This is a genomic window from Pseudovibrio exalbescens (assembly GCF_028737195.1).
Classification (GTDB): Bacteria; Pseudomonadota; Alphaproteobacteria; order Rhizobiales; family Stappiaceae; genus Pseudovibrio; species Pseudovibrio zosterae.
In genome coordinates this window covers 442,374-462,408 of record NZ_JAQZAJ010000003.1, presented here as the reverse complement: position 1 = coordinate 462,408, position 20,035 = coordinate 442,374, and the positions used below count along the sequence as shown (strand labels likewise).

Annotated in this window: 25 protein-coding genes; 11 read left to right on the top strand and 14 right to left on the bottom strand. The window is 54.0% G+C overall.

From position 1 onward, the window contains the following. Nucleotides 1–137 precede the first annotated feature (137 nt). A complete protein-coding gene (locus tag PUV47_RS11490) occupies nucleotides 138–584 on the top strand; it encodes a hypothetical protein (RefSeq protein WP_274218703.1) in 447 nt (148 codons plus the stop codon). Nucleotides 585–591: 7 nt separating this feature from the next. Here PUV47_RS11490 and yidD read toward each other — a convergent pair whose 3' ends face one another. Next, nucleotides 592–915 carry a membrane protein insertion efficiency factor YidD gene (gene yidD / locus PUV47_RS11485; protein ID WP_274218702.1) on the bottom strand — a complete coding sequence of 108 codons (324 nt, stop codon included), beginning with the start codon at nucleotides 913–915 and terminating at the stop codon, nucleotides 592–594. Nucleotides 916–981: 66 nt separating this feature from the next. Next, nucleotides 982–1,425 carry an iron-sulfur cluster assembly scaffold protein gene (locus PUV47_RS11480; protein ID WP_274218701.1) on the bottom strand — a complete coding sequence of 148 codons (444 nt, stop codon included), beginning with the start codon at nucleotides 1,423–1,425 and terminating at the stop codon, nucleotides 982–984. 269 nt (nucleotides 1,426–1,694) lie between these two features. Here PUV47_RS11480 and folE point away from each other — a divergent pair, with 269 nt between their 5' ends. From folE to PUV47_RS11465, 3 genes are all read left to right on the top strand, one after another. After that, the gene (folE, locus tag PUV47_RS11475; RefSeq protein WP_274218700.1) at nucleotides 1,695–2,324 is read left to right on the top strand and encodes a GTP cyclohydrolase I FolE; all 630 of its coding nucleotides are present in this window, start codon (nucleotides 1,695–1,697) and stop codon (nucleotides 2,322–2,324) included. Between the two features lie 40 nt (nucleotides 2,325–2,364). Beyond that, entirely contained in the window at nucleotides 2,365–2,838 is a 474-nt protein-coding gene (gene hisI / locus PUV47_RS11470) for a phosphoribosyl-AMP cyclohydrolase (protein WP_413697822.1), read from the top strand. A gap of 83 nt (nucleotides 2,839–2,921) precedes the next feature. Then, nucleotides 2,922–3,992, top strand: a complete 1,071-nt coding sequence (locus tag PUV47_RS11465; protein WP_274218699.1) for a patatin-like phospholipase family protein — start codon at nucleotides 2,922–2,924, stop codon at nucleotides 3,990–3,992. Between the two features lie 56 nt (nucleotides 3,993–4,048). Here PUV47_RS11465 and PUV47_RS11460 read toward each other — a convergent pair whose 3' ends face one another. Both PUV47_RS11460 and PUV47_RS11455 read right to left on the bottom strand, forming a co-directional pair. Beyond that, nucleotides 4,049–4,480, bottom strand: coding sequence for a CBS domain-containing protein (locus PUV47_RS11460; protein ID WP_274218698.1), 432 nt, complete (start codon nucleotides 4,478–4,480; stop codon nucleotides 4,049–4,051). Nucleotides 4,481–4,610: 130 nt separating this feature from the next. After that, complete coding sequence (locus PUV47_RS11455; protein WP_274218697.1) at nucleotides 4,611–5,378, bottom strand: rhomboid family intramembrane serine protease; 768 nt, start codon at nucleotides 5,376–5,378, stop codon at nucleotides 4,611–4,613. 473 nt (nucleotides 5,379–5,851) lie between these two features. Between PUV47_RS11455 and PUV47_RS11450 the strand changes: the two genes are divergently transcribed. From PUV47_RS11450 to PUV47_RS11440, 3 genes are all read left to right on the top strand, one after another. Continuing rightward, nucleotides 5,852–6,547 (top strand): PAS domain-containing protein, encoded by a 696-nt coding sequence (locus PUV47_RS11450; protein WP_274218696.1) that lies wholly within the window; start codon nucleotides 5,852–5,854, stop codon nucleotides 6,545–6,547. Nucleotides 6,548–6,640: 93 nt separating this feature from the next. Continuing rightward, nucleotides 6,641–7,270, top strand: a complete 630-nt coding sequence (locus PUV47_RS11445) for a PilZ domain-containing protein (RefSeq protein WP_274218695.1) — start codon at nucleotides 6,641–6,643, stop codon at nucleotides 7,268–7,270. A 400-nt stretch (nucleotides 7,271–7,670) separates the two neighbouring features. Next, the gene (locus PUV47_RS11440; RefSeq protein ID WP_274218694.1) at nucleotides 7,671–8,294 is read left to right on the top strand and encodes a transglutaminase-like cysteine peptidase; all 624 of its coding nucleotides are present in this window, start codon (nucleotides 7,671–7,673) and stop codon (nucleotides 8,292–8,294) included. Nucleotides 8,295–8,369: 75 nt separating this feature from the next. Here PUV47_RS11440 and PUV47_RS11435 read toward each other — a convergent pair whose 3' ends face one another. The 6 genes from PUV47_RS11435 to PUV47_RS11410 form a co-directional block, all read right to left on the bottom strand. Further along, complete coding sequence (locus PUV47_RS11435) at nucleotides 8,370–8,903, bottom strand: gamma carbonic anhydrase family protein (protein WP_274218693.1); 534 nt, start codon at nucleotides 8,901–8,903, stop codon at nucleotides 8,370–8,372. A 52-nt stretch (nucleotides 8,904–8,955) separates the two neighbouring features. Next, nucleotides 8,956–9,270, bottom strand: a complete 315-nt coding sequence (locus PUV47_RS11430; protein WP_274218692.1) for a DUF6949 family protein — start codon at nucleotides 9,268–9,270, stop codon at nucleotides 8,956–8,958. A gap of 220 nt (nucleotides 9,271–9,490) precedes the next feature. Next, the gene (locus PUV47_RS11425; protein ID WP_274218691.1) at nucleotides 9,491–9,706 is read right to left on the bottom strand and encodes a DUF3126 family protein; all 216 of its coding nucleotides are present in this window, start codon (nucleotides 9,704–9,706) and stop codon (nucleotides 9,491–9,493) included. 83 nt (nucleotides 9,707–9,789) lie between these two features. Then, nucleotides 9,790–10,638 (bottom strand): serine O-acetyltransferase, encoded by an 849-nt coding sequence (cysE, locus tag PUV47_RS11420; protein WP_274218690.1) that lies wholly within the window; start codon nucleotides 10,636–10,638, stop codon nucleotides 9,790–9,792. A 146-nt stretch (nucleotides 10,639–10,784) separates the two neighbouring features. Then, nucleotides 10,785–11,660 (bottom strand): alpha/beta fold hydrolase, encoded by an 876-nt coding sequence (locus PUV47_RS11415; protein ID WP_274218689.1) that lies wholly within the window; start codon nucleotides 11,658–11,660, stop codon nucleotides 10,785–10,787. After that, on the bottom strand, nucleotides 11,657–12,409 hold the full coding sequence (locus PUV47_RS11410; RefSeq protein ID WP_274218688.1) for an alpha/beta fold hydrolase: 753 nt from the start codon (nucleotides 12,407–12,409) through the stop codon (nucleotides 11,657–11,659). Before PUV47_RS11410 ends, PUV47_RS11415 begins: the two co-directional genes overlap by 4 nt. Before the next feature lie 270 nt (nucleotides 12,410–12,679). On the opposite strand from PUV47_RS11410, the gene PUV47_RS11405 reads away from it, so the two are divergent. From PUV47_RS11405 to gpt, 4 genes are read left to right on the top strand one after another with little or no spacing between them, the layout of a single operon-like run. Then, nucleotides 12,680–12,925 carry a zinc-finger domain-containing protein gene (locus tag PUV47_RS11405; RefSeq protein WP_274218687.1) on the top strand — a complete coding sequence of 82 codons (246 nt, stop codon included), beginning with the start codon at nucleotides 12,680–12,682 and terminating at the stop codon, nucleotides 12,923–12,925. 39 nt (nucleotides 12,926–12,964) lie between these two features. Further along, nucleotides 12,965–14,158: an FAD-dependent oxidoreductase gene (locus PUV47_RS11400; RefSeq protein WP_274218686.1), complete on the top strand. Its 1,194-nt coding sequence runs from the start codon at nucleotides 12,965–12,967 to the stop codon at nucleotides 14,156–14,158. Between the two features lie 47 nt (nucleotides 14,159–14,205). Beyond that, the gene (locus PUV47_RS11395; protein ID WP_274218685.1) at nucleotides 14,206–14,955 is read left to right on the top strand and encodes a competence/damage-inducible protein A; all 750 of its coding nucleotides are present in this window, start codon (nucleotides 14,206–14,208) and stop codon (nucleotides 14,953–14,955) included. Nucleotides 14,956–14,965: 10 nt separating this feature from the next. Beyond that, nucleotides 14,966–15,463, top strand: a complete 498-nt coding sequence (gene gpt, locus PUV47_RS11390) for a xanthine phosphoribosyltransferase (RefSeq protein WP_274218684.1) — start codon at nucleotides 14,966–14,968, stop codon at nucleotides 15,461–15,463. A 78-nt stretch (nucleotides 15,464–15,541) separates the two neighbouring features. Here the strand turns inward: gpt and PUV47_RS11385 are convergent, their stop codons facing one another. The 4 genes from PUV47_RS11385 to PUV47_RS11370 all read right to left on the bottom strand — a co-directional run bounded on the left by PUV47_RS11385 (nucleotide 15,542) and on the right by PUV47_RS11370 (nucleotide 20,019). Then, entirely contained in the window at nucleotides 15,542–16,093 is a 552-nt protein-coding gene (locus PUV47_RS11385) for an RICIN domain-containing protein (RefSeq protein ID WP_274218683.1), read from the bottom strand. A gap of 130 nt (nucleotides 16,094–16,223) precedes the next feature. Further along, nucleotides 16,224–16,925, bottom strand: a complete 702-nt coding sequence (sfsA, locus tag PUV47_RS11380) for a DNA/RNA nuclease SfsA (RefSeq protein ID WP_274218682.1) — start codon at nucleotides 16,923–16,925, stop codon at nucleotides 16,224–16,226. 25 nt (nucleotides 16,926–16,950) lie between these two features. Next, a complete protein-coding gene (locus PUV47_RS11375; protein WP_274218681.1) occupies nucleotides 16,951–18,396 on the bottom strand; it encodes a TrkH family potassium uptake protein in 1,446 nt (481 codons plus the stop codon). Nucleotides 18,397–18,576: 180 nt separating this feature from the next. Beyond that, nucleotides 18,577–20,019, bottom strand: a complete 1,443-nt coding sequence (locus tag PUV47_RS11370; RefSeq protein ID WP_337994501.1) for a TrkH family potassium uptake protein — start codon at nucleotides 20,017–20,019, stop codon at nucleotides 18,577–18,579. Nucleotides 20,020–20,035 lie beyond the last annotated feature (16 nt).

Genomic DNA, 20,035 nt, shown 5'->3' with positions numbered 1-20,035 from the left:
ATAAGTAGCTTCTGGTTAACTGAAGCACATCAAACAACCACTGATTGCTAGACCTACAGCCCCCCGATAAATGAAATAGGCAAGCTTCCGCTAGGTGAGCGCCAAACCCATCCGACACGGCCAAACAAGAGATAACAATGACAGCCACGTCGTATTTCGTTCTTAGCCTCTCCGCACTGCTCGCGTTTACCGCCGCATCACAGGCTCAAGACCTCCTCGGAAAGACGCTGACCCATGCCTGGCAGGAAGCCAAGGCTGATGGCGAGGCAATAGAAAAACGTTTTGAAACGTTCTTTTGCGAAACAGACAAACTGGTCTGGAACGATGTAACTGAGATTTCTGCCCCGACGCACGGGGTAGCCAGTTATACAATGACGCAGATTTCACCCGATATCGCCCAGTTAACCTGGAGGGGATCACCTGAGAGCCAACAGCTTGGCTATGTCTGGACGCTCGATTTCAGTCAGGGAAAAGTCTATGGCGTGATCATCAACGCCGAAGCGGACCGAAACGTGACAGTTGAGGGAACCTTCGAGGTGCTCAGTGGGGTGACGCCCACCGAAGGACGTCAAGGGTGCCAGTAAGGAACCGTTACCCGTCCAGACGCGTTGCAGGGTCGATATGATCGCTGGTCCAAAGACCATAGCGCCACGGCGCATACCAACGCCCGGCAGAAGGCAGCAAATCTGGCACGGGGTCATAGCCGCTACCACCGAGTGGATTGCAACGGGTAATCCGAGACAGCCCCATCCACCCCCCGGCCCAAAAACCGAAACGGCGGATGGCAGTCTCAGTGTAGCTGGAACAGGAAGGGGCATATCGGCAGCCACGGCCCAAGATCATGGAGAACGTGTACTGATAGAAGCGGATCAAGCCGATGGCGATAAAGACGCCCGGCCCTTTCCTCTCTGTCACTTTAGCGTGATCTTTCTGGTCTTCCTGTGTTTTCGGAGATTGAGGACCGCAAGACATGCACATGGTTCAATCGTCCACGCCCGCATCGGCTTCGGCGTTTTCGATCGCCTCGACAACAGCATTGAAGGCAAGCATCGTGGAGGCATGACGGGCCTTGTAATCCTTCACCGGCGACAGAAACTCCAGTTCCGAGAACCGGTTGGTTGGCGGCGGACCATTTTCTTTCAACATGGCTCTCAACTGATCGCGAGCCTGAACCAACTCACCTTTGGAGGCTCCGATGACATGACGACCCAATATTGAGGCAGAGGCCTGCCCAAGAGCGCAAGCCTTGACGTCCTGCGCAAAGGCGACAACCCGATCCTTTTCCATACGAACATCTACTGATACAGTCGACCCACATAGTCGCGAGTGCGCCTTCGCAGATCCCTGAGGGTGCTCAAGGCGGCCGAGATGGGGCACATTGCCGGCGAACTCAAGGATCTTCTGATTGTATATGTCGTTAAGCATCTGGGCCTCTTGCTGGCACTGCGTCTTTCATCTATCAGATATCTAACCTATATAGGCCCCTGTGCCGAGTAGTTTTAGAGCCCTGACCATAGCCGCTTTTCTTAGGCGGATGAGTGAATTGGCAAATACAAAACACGTGGCACTAATCCTAGCAGCAACGTGGGACGTAAGAATTGAGGGTTGCACGAATACGTGGTGTGGCCTGATGATTTGAGTAACAGGGACCTTCCGGACAATAAACGTTCGCCGGGTAAAGTTGGAGAACACATATGGATGCTGTGCTGAGAACGGTTGAGAGCGAAGACCAAGAGCAGCTAAACAAAAAGCGCCGCCCAACCCGCGAAGAAGCTGAAAAAGCAGCACGCGTACTATTGGAATGGGCAGGTGACGATCCGGATCGCGAAGGCCTGATCGAAACTCCCAAGCGCATGGTCAAAGCGTTTGATGACCTTTTCGCAGGCTATCGCGAAGATCCAAAGGAGCACCTGGAGCGCACCTTTGAAGAGGTTGGCGGCTACAACGACATCGTATTGCTCCGCGACATCGACTTCTACTCTTTCTGCGAGCATCACGTCCTGCCCTTCAAGGGCAAGGCGCACATTGCCTATTACCCTTCCGACCGTGTTATCGGCCTGTCAAAGCTGGCGCGCGTCGTGGAGATCTACGCCCGCCGCCTGCAGACGCAGGAGAACCTCACCGCTGAAATTGTCGGCGCCATTGAGCAGCATCTTGCACCACGCGGTATCGCCGTCATGCTTGAAGCTGAACATCAGTGCATGGCCATGCGCGGCATCCAGAAATCTGGCGTGAGCACAATCACGAACCAGTTCACAGGCATCTTCAAGGAAGACCCAGCTGAGCAGGTACGATTTATGACTCTGCTGCGCGCGGGCTCTTAACTCCGACGGAAAATCACCAATCCCCGAAAGTCCCAATCAAATGTCTGAGACCAAAGACATGAGCGGTTTTGTGCCCTCCAGCGACCTCTCGAAAGAAGCCATGGAACATGGGCACATTCTTGCGCCCAAGTTCGATAAGGATGGCTTGATCCCTGCAGCTGTAACCCATTTCGACACGGGTGAGCTGCTGATGGTCGGCTATATGAATGCCGGAGCGCTGGAGCGCACAATCGAAACCGGGCATGCCTGGTACTGGAGCAGATCCCGCCAAGAATATTGGAAAAAGGGGGGAACTTCCGGCCAAGTGCAGGAAGTGGTCGAAATCCGTACCGATTGCGACCAAGATGCTATCTGGCTTCGGGTTCGAGTCGCCGGGAACGGCGCAACCTGCCACGTCGGCTATCGTTCTTGCTTCTATCGCACCATCAAGACAGACGAAGATGGCAATCCACGTCTGTTTTTTGCTGAAGCGGACCGTGTTTATGACCCTGATGAGGTCTACGGTAAGAAATAGTCGACGAAAGTTGAGTTCACTCAAGTGTATCTATGCCCTGGCCTTGTGAAACAAACGCCAGCTAGCAAGAACGGAGAGATTGAGTGTTAGCAAACTTTCCCCGCTGGCCTTCCAAGAAGGACGGCCCTGAAGAACGTACAGAAGGCCTGCTCGAAGGCGACATCGAGTTGCAAGACAAGCAGGAAAGCAGTTCGCCGCAAACCAAGCCAGAGCGACCAAAACTCGGTTTTGCTCTTGGCGGCGGTGCAGCTCGCGGCTGGTCCCATATTGGCGTGATCCGCGCCTTTGTTGAGAATGGCATTTCACCAGACCTCATATGCGGCACGTCCATCGGCGCGGTTGTCGGCGGCTGTTATCTCGCCGGCAAGCTGGATGAACTGGAAGAATTCGCTCGTTCATTGAGCCGTCGGCGGGTCTTCGGACTCATGGATCTGTCAATTGGCGGGTCGGGGCTCATAGGCGGTCAGCGCTTGCGTGCTCGGCTTGAATCCCATGTTGGTGACATGCTGGTCGAGGACCTGAGCCGCCCGTTTGCGGCCGTTGCGACAGAGCTTGGTACGGGGCATGAAATCTGGATCAAGTCAGGCTCCCTCGCCCACGCCCTTCGCTGTTCCTATGCGCTCCCCGGCGTCTTCGAACCTGTGACACTGGGCGGGCGCTGGTTGGTGGACGGAGCCTTGGTGAACCCGATTCCCGTCTCTGTCTGCCGGGCACTTGGTGCACGGGTCGTTGTGGCTGTAAACCTGAACTCAGACACTTTTGGCCGCGGCTCAACTGTGATCCATGACCTGCCCCCAGCCCCTCCTGACGCGCTGCCCGAGGTTGAGCAGCAGATGAAGGACGCCATGGGCAAGACCATGGGCAAAACGGCCAGCCGTATTTTGCGCCGCCACTTCTTAAATGGCAGATCAAACGGACTCCCTGGCATTTCCGGTGTGATGATGGACAGCTACAACATCATTCAGGATCGCATCGGTCGCTCCCGATTGGCAGGCGACCCGCCAGATGTGGTCATGAGCCTTCGACTGGGCCATTTGGGATTGTTTGACTTTCACCGTGCTGATGAAGCCATCAAGGTGGGCTATGAAGCTGGACTGAAAGCGCTGGATGAAACCCAGTCCTGCCTGGACCATATTCCAAGAACTCACGTCTAGCGCCCAGCACCAGTGGCGCGGCGCCTCAAGCGATGAAGCGGCGCGCCAAGGTCAGCTCAAGCTGTATGGATGTAGCTTCGAAGCTCTTCTGCCTCGCGCTCGATCTCGGCGATCCGGTATTTGACCACATCACCAATTGAGATCAGGCCGCAAAGCTTCCCGTTCTCGACAACAGGAACGTGACGGAACCGGCCTGCGGTCATCTTGCCCATCACGGAGTTGATGGTATCTTTCTCCGAACACGTGATAACGGTCTCGGTCATGTACTCCGTCACCGGGCGTTCCAACGCCTCGGAACCATGAAGGGCAATGGCCGACACGATATCACGCTCGGAAAGAATGCCAGCGATTACACCGGGCTCTCTGCAAATGACAACCGCACCGATACGGCGACCGCCCAAACTTGCAGCGATTTCCGCAAGCGTCTTGTCTGCGCTTTCCGTGAAAACCTCGCGCCCCTTGCTATTGAGTATAGCAGCAACTGTCATGGCATTCCTCCTCTTGCCCGTTCATCGCGCTGTGCTCACTGCCTAAAATGGCACTGTGATAACGCAAGGGTATCTTAGGCAAAAAGAATTCCTCTTGCATAGCCCCTACAACGTCGAGGAGCCATGACCATCAAGTGCTTGGGGTGAAGTGCCGAGGGACGGGATCAAACACAGGAAACAGCAACAAACCCGCCACAAAACCACCGACATGAGCCTCCCAAGCAATAGAAGAGCCCTCACCTGCCAATGGCGTAGACCACAGGCCGAAAAGCAGATTGATGCCGAACCAAGCAATGGTGAACCCCAGAACCTGCGGGTTTCGCAGAGCTTCCGCAAGAGGCCGTGCAGGCAACCTATAGGCGATGCTGTCTGGCGCACGAACCACCCCAAGCGGGCCACCGAAATCAAACACAAAACGGATCGCCCCTGCCATATAGGCTGAAATCGCTGCTGAAGCGCCAATAACGGGAACCTGGTCGCCCCAGTGGGTGATCAGGTGCGCACCAGCCCCGGCAATGGCGGTGAGAACCGAGAACAGCAGAAAACGTCCCGTACCAAACCGTCTGGCAAGAGCCGTGCCGAATATGGCCATCCAAAGCACATTGAAAATGACATGGGTCCAGCTGCCATGCAGGAACGCATAGGTCACAAAGCTATAGATACCGCTGAAAAAACCACCAGGCCACTGCGCTGACGATGCAACCTCGGGCAGATAGCGCACCGGCCAGAAAGCAAACATGAAAAGGCCGAGAAGATCAGTCTGCGGGTCTAGCACCCAGATGCGCAGGGCATGAATGCCGATCAGCAGCGCCGCCAGTCCAACAATCAAACCGGGTAGATTGAAAACAGGCTCGGATGGAGCAGCGGTTTCATTTTGGGACACATCAGGATCTTCCATGGGGCCTCTCAGTCATGTCGTGCCATTCGAGGTATGGTAGTGCGCTTTGCAGCGCAAGTTTATTTTCCGTAATGCAGCTGGCAACTAATGGAGAAAACTCACCCCCACCGTCAGCTCGGCACAATCTCGTCATGGCTGTATTCGCGCGGACGACTTCAACCTTACAGCGGAAACGCACTGTAAGAAATCACAGGAACACAGGCGAATTCCGCAAGCGTCAGGCCAGTTTTAGCCTGTATTTGTTAACCACCAAATACTAACCAGTTGACACAAAACCAAAGCGGAACGCGGCAAAAAGACTTAGAAATTTTGTCCTTCAGGATGAAAATACCCCGGAAAATCATCAGGTTGGCACGCCCCCTGCTTAGTAAGTGGCGAAGTCCGACGGATAGTTAATTTTGTCTATAAACAGGACACTATCCGGCGATTGCTTAATTCGGTAGTTAAAATGCCATTTGAGGGGACGCAGACAAATGAAACATGGCGCGACACGGACGCTCTATCAATACTGGGACGGGATCCGCGACAATCGCCCAGCACCAGAGCGCGGCGACATCCACCCTGCTGCAATAAAATCTGTTCTTGGTGACACCTTCATTTTGGAAGTAAAATCACCCCTTTCCTACAAGTTTCGCCTTGCCGGAACCCGCCTGTGCTCCGCATTCTGCAAGGAACTCAAGGGCCGAGATTTTCTCAATGGCTGGTCGAACAAGGACCGCGAAGCAATTGCTGCCGTCCTGTCCACCATCATCAAGGATCGCGCAGCCGCAGTGATCGGCATCCAGTGTGAAGCCGCTAAAGGCTACAAGCTGGATATGGAAATGCTTCTGCTTCCAGTGCATGTGCGCGGTGAAGGGTGCACCCGTGTTCTGGGCTGTGCAGTCCCCATGCAACGCCCGATCTGGCTAGGCTCCACGCCCATCACAAATCAGAGTGTCACATCGCTCCGCCTGATCTGGCCCGACGATGATCTGGATCTTCGGGACGTGCCAGTTGAAGTGCACCATTTCAAATCCTTCAGCCGCAATCGCTCACGGCCTGGTGTTACCATGGACACAACGCCTCAAGTTGAGCGCCCTGCTGCCGATGCTGCTTACGCGGGCACCTTTGGCCACGCACGACGCGTAAAACACCTGCGTGTTATCGACGGCGGGAAGCATGCCCTATAAAATTGGTGGGAAATTATATTCTGTTAACCGTGTGGTCCTAGGTTTCCATTAAGTTTAATTTGCTTAACCATAAATCGGAATGCAGAGGCTCTGATGGGGTCAGATAGATCGGCATCTAAAATCTTGAGCAAAATCGCCGCGAACAACCCAGATCGTCGGCGTTTTGCTCGTGTTAATGTCGACATTCTCGGGCGCTTCATGCTTGAAGATCGCCGCGAATACCCGTGCCAGGTGGAGAACATGTCTCCAGGTGGTGCTGCAATTATCGCTCCTGTATCCGGAACGCTAGGTGAGCGGGTCGTCGCTTACCTTGACCATATCGGCCGGGTTGAAGGCAAGATCAGCCGCCACATTGATGGCGGTTTTGCCATTGAATTCAACGCCACCCCGCGCAAACGCGACAAGTTGGCGAACGTCCTCACCTGGCTCGCCAATCGTGATGCTCTCAACCTGCCGGAAGACCGTCGTCACGAGCGCTTCATTCCCAAGAACAAGCTTACCAAAATCGTTTTGGCGGATGAACGGACATATGAGTGCCGAATTATCGACGTCTCCCTTTCAGGCGCCGCTTTGAAAACTGACGTCCGCCCTGCTATCGGCTTGGAGATTGCTCTAGGGAAAATGAGAGCCCGTGTAGTACGACATCTGGAAGATGGTATTGCAGTGGAATTCGCGTCGATCCAGAATCAGAAACTTCTGGAGCATCACATCGCACCAGATTGAGTCAGTTTGGGCCAAAGACAGGCCGGAATCGCACCCTATCCTAGGTTAGGGCCAACTGACCCAACACAATCCAGACTTTAAGACATTCACGGGTGAGCGTTAAACCAATTTCTTTGATTTGGTAAAGTCACCAGCAAGGTTAACCAGTCAACAATGGCAGCTTAGCCTTATATTAAGCTTGATTTGGCGTTTACCATAAACTCCGAAATAATTATATCAATTAAATCAGATAGTTATTTTAATAGCAATTTTATTTATTTTTGAATTAAATTTGAGTCTGATTTAAATATAAATTACATCGATATTTATTCTGATTTGAGTCAATCTCGACGAGAGCGTTTTAAAGGCTATAAAAGCTCCTCGACCAGTGTGTTCCGTGAGAAAAGCGGAGCACATATCAATGGCTTTCCATAAGAAAATAAAATCCGTTTGCGGTGCAGGCCTGTTGGCTATCGCGATGGGCGGAGCAAGTGCTGAAGCTGCACCTGCGCTCGGCCGGTTCATGCCTATCCTGGGTGAAACCAATGCCCCTTCCGGACACATGGAATTTTGCGACATGCGCCCCGGTGAATGCTCCGGCCCTGACGGCATGCCCGTCGTTGTCAAACTCGACGGTGAACGCTGGGAAGAGCTTGTCCAGATAAACATGAAGGTGAACAAAGCCGTACGCCCCACAACAGACCAAGCTCAGTTTGGTGTCTCCGAGTTCTGGACCTATCCGACCGATGGCGCGGGCGACTGCGAAGAGTATGTGCTGGAAAAGCGCCGCATCTTGATGGAAAACGGTTGGCCAAAGAGCGCTCTGCTAATCACCGTTGTGAAAGACACCAAGAATGAAGGCCACGCAGTGCTCAGCGTGCGCACGGATCAAGGCGACCTCATTCTGGATAACCAGATGCAGGCGATCCTGCCTTGGTACTCAACGCCTTATCGTTTTGTGAAACGCCAGTCGAGCCGTCACCCGGCTAAATGGGCCGCAATTTCTGACCGCCGCGTCTCTACTGTGGCAAGTATTTCCGAATAAGTCCCCAACCTCTATAAGAACAGCAAAGGACCCCGCTTGGGGCCCTTTGTTTTTTACGCAGGTCGTCCTAAAAGGCTACTGACCGGCCAACTCCAACCCGTTCCGGAACCGGCGCCAGTTTTGAACGTAGACGTCGGCAGAGCGTTGCAAACCCGCCACCTGCTCCTCGCTCAAGACTTTGATTACCTTTCCAGGCATACCCACGACAAGAGATCTGTCAGGAATGACCTTACCTTCTGGCACCAACGCGTTAGCACCGATGATGCAATTCTCGCCGATTTGCGCCCCATTCAGCACAGTAGCGCCCATTCCCACCAGCGATCGGTCGCCGATGGCACACCCATGCAAAATAGCCTTATGGCCGATCGTGCAGTTCTCACCTATTGTCAAATGGTATCCCGGATCCGTGTGAAGTACGGCGCCATCCTGAACATTTGAACGCTGCCCAACGCGGATCAGCTCATTGTCGCCGCGCAGCACCGCCCCGAACCAGACGCTTGCCTCATGGTCCAACTGGACGTTCCCAATGACCGCAGCATCTGGTGCAACCCAATACTCGCCAGAACTTGGCAACACCGGTTGTTTTCCATCAAGTCTGTAAAGTGGCATGCCCCCTCCTCCCGTAAATCTTTGTGTATCTTCAACGGGAAATGGGATGCAGTCAAATCGCAAAGGCAATGGTCAGCACGAACAATCCCGACAGGACACTCCACATGAAAGAGAGCACAGCTGAAGCCATAAGCCACCCGACTGGGCGCCGCTCTATCCAGTAGAGCCGCAGGCCATTGCGCATGAGGATAAAGGGGCCAGCCATCAAGATGAGAAGAACCGAACCCACTGCTTTCACCGCGTTGTCCATGGTCATCATGAACTTCGGCGCTTCGCCACTAACGAGCTGATAGAAACTTCCAACGATACCGGCCGTTACAAAACCTGAAAGAGCAATAACAACGGCAACAAACAAATTATCAAACACTGACTTCCCTCCAAAGCTTAACAAGAAGTAAAGCAAGGGATGTGCCAGCATAGCAGCTACAATCTTGACGCTATATCATTGAAATATATGGGCTTGCCCGCAGTCCCATTTTGATACGGCAGAAGTTCACCAGCACCCTCATCCCACTTCGGGACAGTGGGAACAGGCAACAAAAAAGGGGCCATAAGGCCCCCTAATCGTCGCATAATCAGCGAGAAGATCACATGTCTTCGACGTCGATCTCCAAGATCGCCATCTGGAAGTTCCAGCTCAGCTCGCCATCTTCCTCATCTCGGAAAATGATGCCGAGGAACTCGTCTTCCATATAGACCTCAGCAGAGTCGTCCTTACGCGGGCGCGCCTTGACGGCAAGACTTGGCGATTTGAAAGCCTTGCGCAGATAAGCTTCCACTTTGCGGATTTCATCGGGCTTCAAGGGCCTACTCCTGTAGATTTCTTATTGGTGTCTCGTGGTGAACCTATACAAATCCGCGCTGGTGCCAACCCCCGAAACAGCGATTATCCTTGTTTGTTTTTCGAAGGTTTTTCTTGACCTTCGCCAAGCATTTGATCCATCAGCCGGCTTGGCTGCGAGCATCCAGCCTCACCCACAACTTTTGCCGGAACGCCAGCAACAGTCGTACCCGGTTCGACTTGTTTCAGCACAACGGAGCCGGAGGCAACCCGCGAGCAATGGCCGATCTCGATGTTGCCTAGGACCTTCGCCCCTGCGCCAAGAAGAACTCCCTGACGGATCTTCGGATGCCGGTCACCCTTCTCTTTTCCTGTTCCGCCAAGTGTAACACCTTGCAGGATGGAAACATCATCATCCACCACAGCGGTGCCGCCGATCACAATCCCGGTGCCATGATCAAGGAAGATACCGCGCCCCATCGGCACAGCCGGGTGAATGTCCACCTGAAACACTTCCGAGCAGCGGCTTTGAAGATAGAACGCAAAATCACGTCGCCCCTTTTGCCACAACCAGTGAGCCAGACGATGGGTCTGCAGCGCGTGAAAGCCTTTAAAGTACAACAGCGGCTCAAGGTATCGACAGCAGGCTGGATCACGATCAAACACCGCCGATATATCGACCCTGAAGATCTCTGCGAGAACGGGCTCGTCCTCAAGCGCCTCCAGATAGGTCTGTCGAATTAGGGAGGAGGAAACCACAACATGGCCCAGACGGTCCGCAAGACGATGAACAATTGCGTCTTCAAGGGTGCTGTGATGCAAAATGGTTTCGTAAACGAAGGAGGCCAGTGCAGGCTCCGACGCCGCCATTTCCTCCGCTTCCTTGCGAACGGCTGCCCAAACCGGATCATGGATGGCCAGCGATTGCTCAGGATTTTTGGATGCCTGCGACATCAATCGGTCCTTTCACGCCACATACACGGCGAAAGTTTTAGCATGAAAACAGAAGCTGCCAAACCAACGCCACTCAATAGGGATGTGCTGAAACAACCTCTATTTCAAGTCCCGATAAATTTCCAGAGAGCCGGCTCAATTTGCAGTTAAGTATCCAACTCCATGCGAACGCTGGACAAAAATGGCATGATCGAGGCGGTAAAAATGTCGTTCTTGTCACCCGCGACCATGTGCCCCGCCGCCTTGACCTCAGTAAATTGTGCGTGAGGCACCATTTCGATGAACTCGTCGACGTGGTCCTGATTGACCAGCTCGGAGGTTGAGCCGCGGACAAGAAGCACTGGCAGCTGAAGCTGCTTTGCAGCATCAATCAAGGCCTTCTGCGTGGCTTCTGCATGGCGGGCATCCCGATTGCTCTGTTCAATGAAACGCGGGTCCCAATGCCAATAAAACCGACCGTCAGATTTGAGACGCAGATTCTTCGCAAGTCCATTCAAGGATTTGGGCTTGGGTCGGTGAGGCAGATACTCTGCGATCACGGCCGCCGCCTCCTCCACGCTGGCAAAGCCGTCACTGGCGTTCTTCGCCATGAACGAAACGACCTTATCCACCCCGCCCTTATCTAGGCGCGGTGTCACATCTACAAGGATCAAGCCTGACAGGGAGCCCGGCGCATGAGCCCCCTCCGCGATGATAGAGGCCAACCCACCAAGAGAAGCCCCAATGGCAATTGGGGAAATGCCCGTTTCCTTTTTGATTTGTTCGGCAACACTGACAACATCACGGCCAAAGTCTTGAAAGCTGTACTTGTCCTCAACCCATTCGCTGTCGCTGTGCCCACGCATGTCAAGACAATAGGCGCGCATGCCGGCTTCGACGATTTTCTCAGCTGTTCCACCCCAAGAGTGGCGGGTTTGCCCGCCCCCATGAAGCAGCAGGACCGGGGTCCCCTCGGAACCATAGGCATCCGCCGTCAGCTTGTTTTCGTCCGCACCGATAAACACGCGCACCTGCTTGATCATAAAAATTGCTCCAAAAATTCAAGGACACCCTGCTTGAAAACCTTGTCGCCCACTGCAACCATGTGATCCCTGTTCGGAATGTCGAGCACAGAGGCCTTAGGCATCAATGCTGCCAAGGCATGGGGGTCTCCTGCAACTTCGTCTTTAGTGCCAACTGCAATCAGGGTCGGAGCTGTGATGGTCGCGATTTCTTCCGCCAAGATCGGTTTGCGGGTCGATTTCATGCAGGCAGCAAGAGCGACACGATCAGACCCGGTTTGCTCGGCAAAGGCGCGGAAAGCCCGCCCTGTGCGGTCGCTTACGTCCGAAATCCTGTCTGCAAGGAGCGCTTCGACGATGGGCTCAGGGTTGCCCACGCCAGTGATGACGCCATAACCCATCCCCCCAAACACGAGTGAGCGGATACGCTCGGGCTGTTTAAGCGCACAAAAGGCAGAGATGCGTGTTCCCATGGAGTAACCCATGAAATCTGCCTTCTCAATTTTCAGGTGATCGAGCAGAGCAAGGGCATCATCTGCCATGATTGGCGCGCCGTAATCCTCCGGCGCATGGTACTTGTGGCTTTCACCGTGCCCTCGATTATCGATGGCAATAACGCGGCGACCATCCTTGACCAGCAAATCAACCCAGCCGGGATAAACCCAGTTCACGTTCTTGTTTGAGGCGAATCCATGGATGAGAAGGATGGGATCTCCTTCGCCCTCATCCAGATAGGCGAAGTTTGCACCATTTCTTGAAAACTGCGGCATTTTATCTCGACGTATACATTAGTGAGCTCTAATCTGACGGCAAGATATAGGGACTATTTCATAAAGAAAAGCGCTGAGATTGTCGGCATTTGACCAATTCACCAAGAGTGCACCCGCCAGCGCTTGGCAAGCAAGGTCGCTGCCCACTTACACCCACCTCAAAGGCTCACACATAAAAACACTTAGGGATAAGCTTAGTGGGCCTGTTCTTTTTGATTTTACGCGACTATTCTCGCGCCAACCTGAGAAATTACGGGAGTCTTTCCAGCAATGGCCGATAAATTTGTTCCCCACTTCCAGAACACAGAAGGGCACGATTCAATCGAAATCGGAGCGCGCGAGTTCATGTGCATCGGGGCCAAGCCTCCTTTCGACCACCCACACGTTTTTCTGGATATGGGCAGCGACAATGAGATTGTCTGCCCTTATTGCTCAACGCTCTATAAGCACAATCCAGAACTTGACACAGATGGTGCAAAGCCTGCCGATTGTATGTGGACACCGGATGCCGCCTGAGCGGTGATCTCAGAGATACGACAATCGGGACGATAGCATATGAGTACCATGCCCATCGCAATAAGCGGTGCTGGCGTTGCAGGAATGAGTACAGCCCTGCATCTGGCAAAAAAGGGACATGAAGTCCATCTGTTGGAGGCCGCTGCAGAACTTTCTGAGGTGGGCGCAGGCCTCCAGCTTTCCGCAAATGCATTGCGCTGCCTTGAGCCCCTGGGCTTGCTCCCAGCATTGAAGGCTGTTGCCACCGCACCCCTCAGCATCGAGATGGCGAATGGGCGCGCTGGCAGCAAGCTGACAAGAATTCCTCTGGGCACGCATGCTGAGGAAAAGTACGGCCTGCCTTATCTGGTAATTCATCGGGCTGATCTTCAAAATGTTCTCAAAGAGGCCATTCGGGCAGAACCGAACATAACTCTGCATTTGGGATGTCGCATCCAGAATGCCGTTCAACACGAAGACGGCGTTTCCCTGGAAGGTGGCCTTTGCGGAAGGCATCTTGAGACAAGATATGCCTGTTTGATCGCAGCTGACGGCGTGTGGTCGAAGATCCGCAAAAACGCCCTGAACCTGCCATCCGCAGAGTTCAGTGGTCGCGTAGCATACCGAACCACCGTGCCGATCGAAGGCGTTCCGGAGCATATGCGCAACACGACGGGCCTCTGGATGGGTAACAAGAGCCATCTGGTGCACTACCCTGTCCACAATGGCAGTATGCTCAACATCGTTGCCATCCGCCGTGAGGACTGGCACGAGGAGCACTGGGCTTACACGGCCTCCACGCTTGAGCTTCGCAAGGCCTTTGAAGACTGGCAAGACGAGCCGCGGCAAATCCTTGAGCTCAGCGAAAACTGGACACGTTGGGCATTGTGCGGCCTGCGCCCTGACGGCCCATGGCACAAAGGCCAAATCGCTCTGATCGGCGATGCAGCCCACGCCATGCTGCCTTTCATGGCTCAGGGGGCAGCAATGGGCATTGAGGATGCCTACATACTCTCGTCGGCTATCGAAAAGCTTGGAACGACCTCCGAAGCGTTTGCAGCCTATGAGAAAGCGCGCAAACCGCGAGTCGCGCGCGTTGTTCGACAAGCAATAAACAACGAACGCATCTACCACTTGCCTATGCCGGGTTGTTTTGCACGCGACATGGTACTGAAAACCAGCTCTCCTGAAAGCTTGCTGGCAAAGTTTGACTGGATATACGGCTGGAAGCCGGAAGATGATGCGCTAAACTAACTAGGGAATCTCGGGCCACCAGCCCAAACCTTCATTAGGCGGATCATATGAGCGAACAAGAAAAGAAGCCGGTCACTGCCGGCTTTGTCGTTGTGGGGGATGAAATCCTTTCGGGGCGAACCAAGGACAAGAACATTGGCTACCTGGCTGATTTTCTGACAGAGATCGGCATTGACTTGTCCGAAGTGCGCATCGTTCCAGACAAGCAGGAAATGATCGTTGAAGCGGTGAACACCCTTCGAGCCAGATACACCTATGTGTTCACTTCAGGCGGCATTGGACCAACCCACGACGACATCACGGCCGATGCGATCGCAGCTGCCTTTGGGGTGCCTATTGATAAGGATCCGCGGGCGATGGCGATCCTGGAAGCCCACTACCCTCCCGGTGAGTTCACGCCAGCTCGTCAGCGCATGGCACGCATTCCAGAAGGGGCCGATCTGATTGAAAACAGCGCCTCAGCCGCTCCCGGCTTCCGTATGGGCAATGTTCACGTTATGGCAGGCGTGCCTTACATCATGCAAACCATGCTTGACGCCATCGCACCGACTCTCGAAGGCGGGGATAAGATGCACTCGCAATCAATTGATGTGCCTTTGCCCGAGAGCAGAATTGCAGAAAAGCTCGCCATTGTTCAGGAAAACCACCCGAAATCCTCAATTGGGTCCTATCCGAAGGCAAAAGATGGCGTTTTCACCACACAAATTGTTGTCAGGTCCCGCAGTCTTGATGTACTTCGTGATGCCACATCAGCTGTCGAGGCTCTGGTCGCGGCAGCATTAGGCAAGTCGATCTGAGAGATAAGAAATGGACAGCACTCAACCTAAGGCCTTCCCTGTATCGTGGGACCAGTTTCACCGCGATTGTCGTGCTCTGGCGTGGCGCCTGGCTGACAAAGGCGATTTCAAAGCAATCGTCTGCATCACCCGTGGCGGCCTTGTACCAGCAGGTATCATCGCGCGTGAACTGGGGGTCCGGACCATCGAGACCGTTTGCATCGCCTCCTACCACGATTACGACGATCAGGGCGATCTGAAGGTAATCAAAGCAATCGATCCAAAGGTCATCGGCAACGATGGCGAAGGCGTGCTGATCATTGACGATCTGGTTGACACCGGCAAAACCGCACGGGTTGTCCGCGAGATGCTGCCAAAGGCCCACCTCGCTACCGTTTACGCCAAGCCTGAAGGCCGAAAGATGGCAGATACCATCGTGACAGAGCTCTCTCAGGACACTTGGGTTTACTTCCCATGGGATATGGGTTGGCAGTTCCAGCCGCCAATCTCAAAAGACACCGCAGGCTAACAACCTGCGACAAGGGTCTTCAAAAAGGCGTCCATAGCGGCGCCTTTTTTCTTTTGCAATGAACCCTGGCTGGAAACGTCACGGCCTCATGCCACCCGCCTCGATGATGTGCCAGCGTGACAAGGATGTATCCGCAACATCGCAAAACTCCATGTAAAGGCTGCGCCACTTGTGGTCAGGCGAAAATGTGGTGTGGGAGTCATCGCCTGCGACCATGCACAGGTTTGTATTCTTGAGCTGCACTTGCTGCTGGTCGTTGAACTCGAAATGCTGAAACGGCTTGGCAATCAGAAAAGGTTCGCGCGCGTCGCACACCTTGAGCATCAAGGCATTGCCGGAAAGCGCCGTGCCATTGTTGCCCATCACCGTGACGCAACCACCATAGGTCGGAAAGTAAAGCGTCCCATCCTCCCGAAACTCAACAACCTCATCGTGATAGACCTGAGGCCCTTTACAGTTGTGAGCCGTCAACGGCATGTCGAAGCGAACGTGCTCCCCACTGCCAACCACATCAATGCAGTAGCCATCGTTTGGCCGATCAAGCTTGTCAATCAGCTGGAGATACTGGGGTGTTTCGGCGAAGCTCTGTGTGCTCGCAAACAATAGGCAAAAGCTCAAAATCTTCTTCATGGGGCGTCTTCCCTAGCGATTGACGGGGTAGCGCCTTTTGCTGTTCTTGAAACAAAAGGCTGACCACAACATGCCCGTCAATTAGCTGCGCCCCGTCAAAAGACAAGTGACTTGAAAGCAGACGGTGTGTTCACACGACTTCAGCAAGACCGGTGACCTTGATCTCATCCTCAGACAGAGCACAAGTCAGCGCATAGAGTTCTACGCCTGCCGCACGCGCACGCTCGAAAACTTCGGCGTACTTGGGATCGATGTCAGAGGCAATCGAGACCCGGCGACAATCATCGCGCTGAATGAGGAACACCATGGCTGAGCGATGGCCTTCAGCCACCATTTCACAAAGTTCATCGAGGTGTTTTGCGCCACGTGCGGTAACTGCGTCTGGAAACTCAGCAAGTCCCTTTTCCCGAGAAAGGGTCACGTTCTTTACCTCAACGTACGTCTTCTTGCCCCCCTCACCTTCGAGCAGTATATCGATCCGGGAGTTCTTGCCGTATTTCACTTCCCGGCGCAGGGTGTCAAAGCCGGAGAGCGCTGGGATGATGCCCGCTTTGATTGCTTCTTCAACCAGACCATTGGGCCGGGAAGTATTGATACCGACCATGGCACCATCGATTTCCAGAAGCTCCCAAGAGAACTTCAGCTTTCGCTTCGGGTTGTCCGAAGGTGTCAGCCATACCCGAATGCCTTCTCTGGTCAAACCCATCATGGAGCCCGAGTTAGCGCAATGAGCCGTCACGACCTCACCAGTGCCATCCAACTGGATGTCTGAGAGAAAACGCTTGTAGCGCTTGATCAGGCGCCCGGTTACGAGCGGAACCTCGAACTTCATGGAAGAGCTCCAAATCGATTGATTGTTACTTGGACCAGAAATCCGGGTCCAGAAGGATCAGAACTGTAAACAGCTCAAGGCGCCCCAGCAGCATGGCTGCGCTCAGAATCCACTTCACAGCGTCAGGAAGCGGGCCAAACGTCCCAGAAGGGCCAATGACCGGACCAAGCCCTGGCCCAACGTTACCCACGCTCGTTGCCGCAGCAGAAACGGCAGTCACAAGATCCAGATGGAACGTGGAGAGGATCAAGGTCAGCAATCCGACTGTCCCAAGATACACGACAAGGAAAGCCAAAACCGAGAAAGTGAGCTCCGGTGTCAGGCGGGTGTTGCCATAGCTTTCGGAAATGACCCGGTTTGGGCGCACCATGCGGCGCATATGTGCCTTCACAGTGCCAAAAAAGACCAAGAAGCGGAACACCTTGATGCCGCCGGTAGTAGACCCCGTACAACCGCCAACGAATTTCAGCAACAACGCAAGGCCTATGACTGGCGCACCCCAAGCGGTGTAATCACCCATGGCATACCCCGTCCCCGTGACAACGGAAACCACATTGAAGGTTGCCTGAAGAAGCGCATCACTGAAGGCAACTGTCCCGCTCACCCCCAGATAAATGGTAAGCGCCAGCGCGATGAAAAGAAGAAAATAAAGGAAGGCCCGCACCTGAGGATCGCGCCACAACAGCATCGGTTTGCCGCGAAACGCCTGAATCACCAACACGAACGGAAGCGAGCCCACAATCATGAAAAACACTGCGATCCATCCGGTCATTGGGTTCTCAAAATAACCAAATGAGGCGTCATGGGTCGAAAAGCCGCCAGTGGAGACTGTGGTCAGCGAATGGTTGAACGCATCAAACATGGTCATACCAGAAGCCCAGTAAAGAATGATGCACAAGCAGGTGAGGAACAAATAGGTCAGGCCGATATAGCGGATCAACTCCACCGAACGGCCAACGATCTTCTCGCTTTGGTCAGAGCTCTCGGTCTGGAACAGCTGCATACCACCAATGCGCAGGAACGGCAGAAGCACGATTGCCATAACGACGATACCAACGCCGCCCATCCACTGCATCAAGGACCGCCAGACCAAAAGGCCGGGAGGCAAGCCATCCAGCCCCGACAACACCGTAGAACCGGTAGTGGTGAAGCCTGAAACCGCCTCGAAAGCTGCATCCACATAGGCAATGCCAAGCCAGAGAAACGGGATCGCGCCGAATGCCGGAATGGTAACCCAAGCCAAGGTGGTGAGGATGAAAGTCTGCCGCGTGTCGAGCCCTTCTTCCAACGCATTGCCCATGGCCACGACGAGCAGCAAGCCGACCAAGCCGACAATAAGCGCGGACATGACAAAGGCTTGCCAGTCAGCGTTACGCGCAGCAACATCAACGATCGCTGGGATCAGCATGGCGGACGCAAGGCCAACATAAAGATGGCCCAGAACGCTTAAGACAGGTCGAATTGAAATCACGGCCTAAACTCTGATCAGCGACCGGCGCTGTTTCTATGGAATTCCCCTAGGACTTGGCAAAATAGGCTGACTAACGGCTAAGCTGCAAGCCTTTACGGTCTTCGTGCTTAAGGAAGCTTCTGATCTCCACAGGAACCGGTGCCCCAAAAACAGAACGCTGAGGCCACTGATCGAAGAGCCTTACCGCCAGAACTCGGGGTCAAAAAGAACGAGAACCGTAAAGAGTTCGAGGCGCCCCAGCAGCATCGCAACGGAGAGCACGATCTTTGCGTTGTCCGGCACAGATGCAAAATTGCCAACAGGACCAACAACTTCGCCAAGTCCAGGACCAACATTGCTAACCGCCGTTGCCGCAGAGCTGAAGGAAGTCACCAAGTCCAGCCCCATTGCCGTAAGGATCACCGTGATCACCCCGACTGTAGCCATATAGACCACCAGGAACGCCAGAACCGAGAACGACAGATCCGGCGTGATTTTTGTATCTCCATAGCGCACCACGACAACTCGATCCGGCCGAATTAGCTTTTTCATGTACGCACGAACGGTACCAAAGAAGACGATGAACCGCAGCATTTTGATACCGCCGGAGGTGGACCCTGTACACGCGCCAAAAAAGGTGAAGGTCAGGATCAGGCCCACCATCGGAGGCCCCCACGCAATATAGTCCCCCAAGCCAAAGCCTGTTGTTGTGATGATGGAAGTCACGACAAACAGCGAGCTGATAAACGCCTCTGTGAACGCAACATGCTTATCGATACCAAGATAAAGGCAGATACCGGCACTGGATAGAAAGACTGTTCCAAGGAAAACGCGCACCTGCGGGTCTTCGAACAGCGCCCACGATCCCTGCCGCAAACTCTTGATCATCATTACAAATGGCAGGCCGGATGCCAGCATGAAAATGATGCAGACCAGAAGGGTGGAGTTATTGTCAAAATAGGCGAAGGATTCATCGTGGGTGGAAAAGCCGCCAGAAGACAGGGTCGACATGGCGTGGTTGATCGCATCAAAGGCCGACATCCCAGAGATACGATAAAGCACCGCGCATAGCAGCGTAAGCGCTACATACACACCGCCGATCCAACGCACCAAATCGCTGGCCCGACTGACTACTTTTTCACTTCTGTCAGAGCTTTCAGCACGAAAAAGCTGCATCCCTCCAATCCGCAGAAGCGGCATCAACACGATGGCCATGACAATAATGCCAACGCCGCCAAACCAATGAGACAATGAGCGCCACAGCAGCAGTCCAGGCGGAAGCGTATCAAGTCCAGTCAGAACCGTAGAGCCTGTCGTGGTGAAACCGGAAATGGTCTCAAACGCAGCATCAACGTAGCCAATTCCGAGGCCAAGAAACGGCAAAGCGCCAAATGCAGGAATGGTGACCCAGGCTAGTGTCGTCAGCAAAAACACCTGCCGCACATCAAGCCGGTCATTCAATGACCCGCCTAGCGCTGCAACGAGCAAAACACCAATCATGCCGACGATCAGGCTCGACATGACGAAGGCCTGCCAATCAGGGTTTCGCGCGGCCACGTCTACTATGGCCGGCACCAGCATGACCAATGCCAAACCAACATAGAGATAGCCGAGTATGTTCAAAACCGGACGAAGTGGGATCACGGTAACACTCAAACAC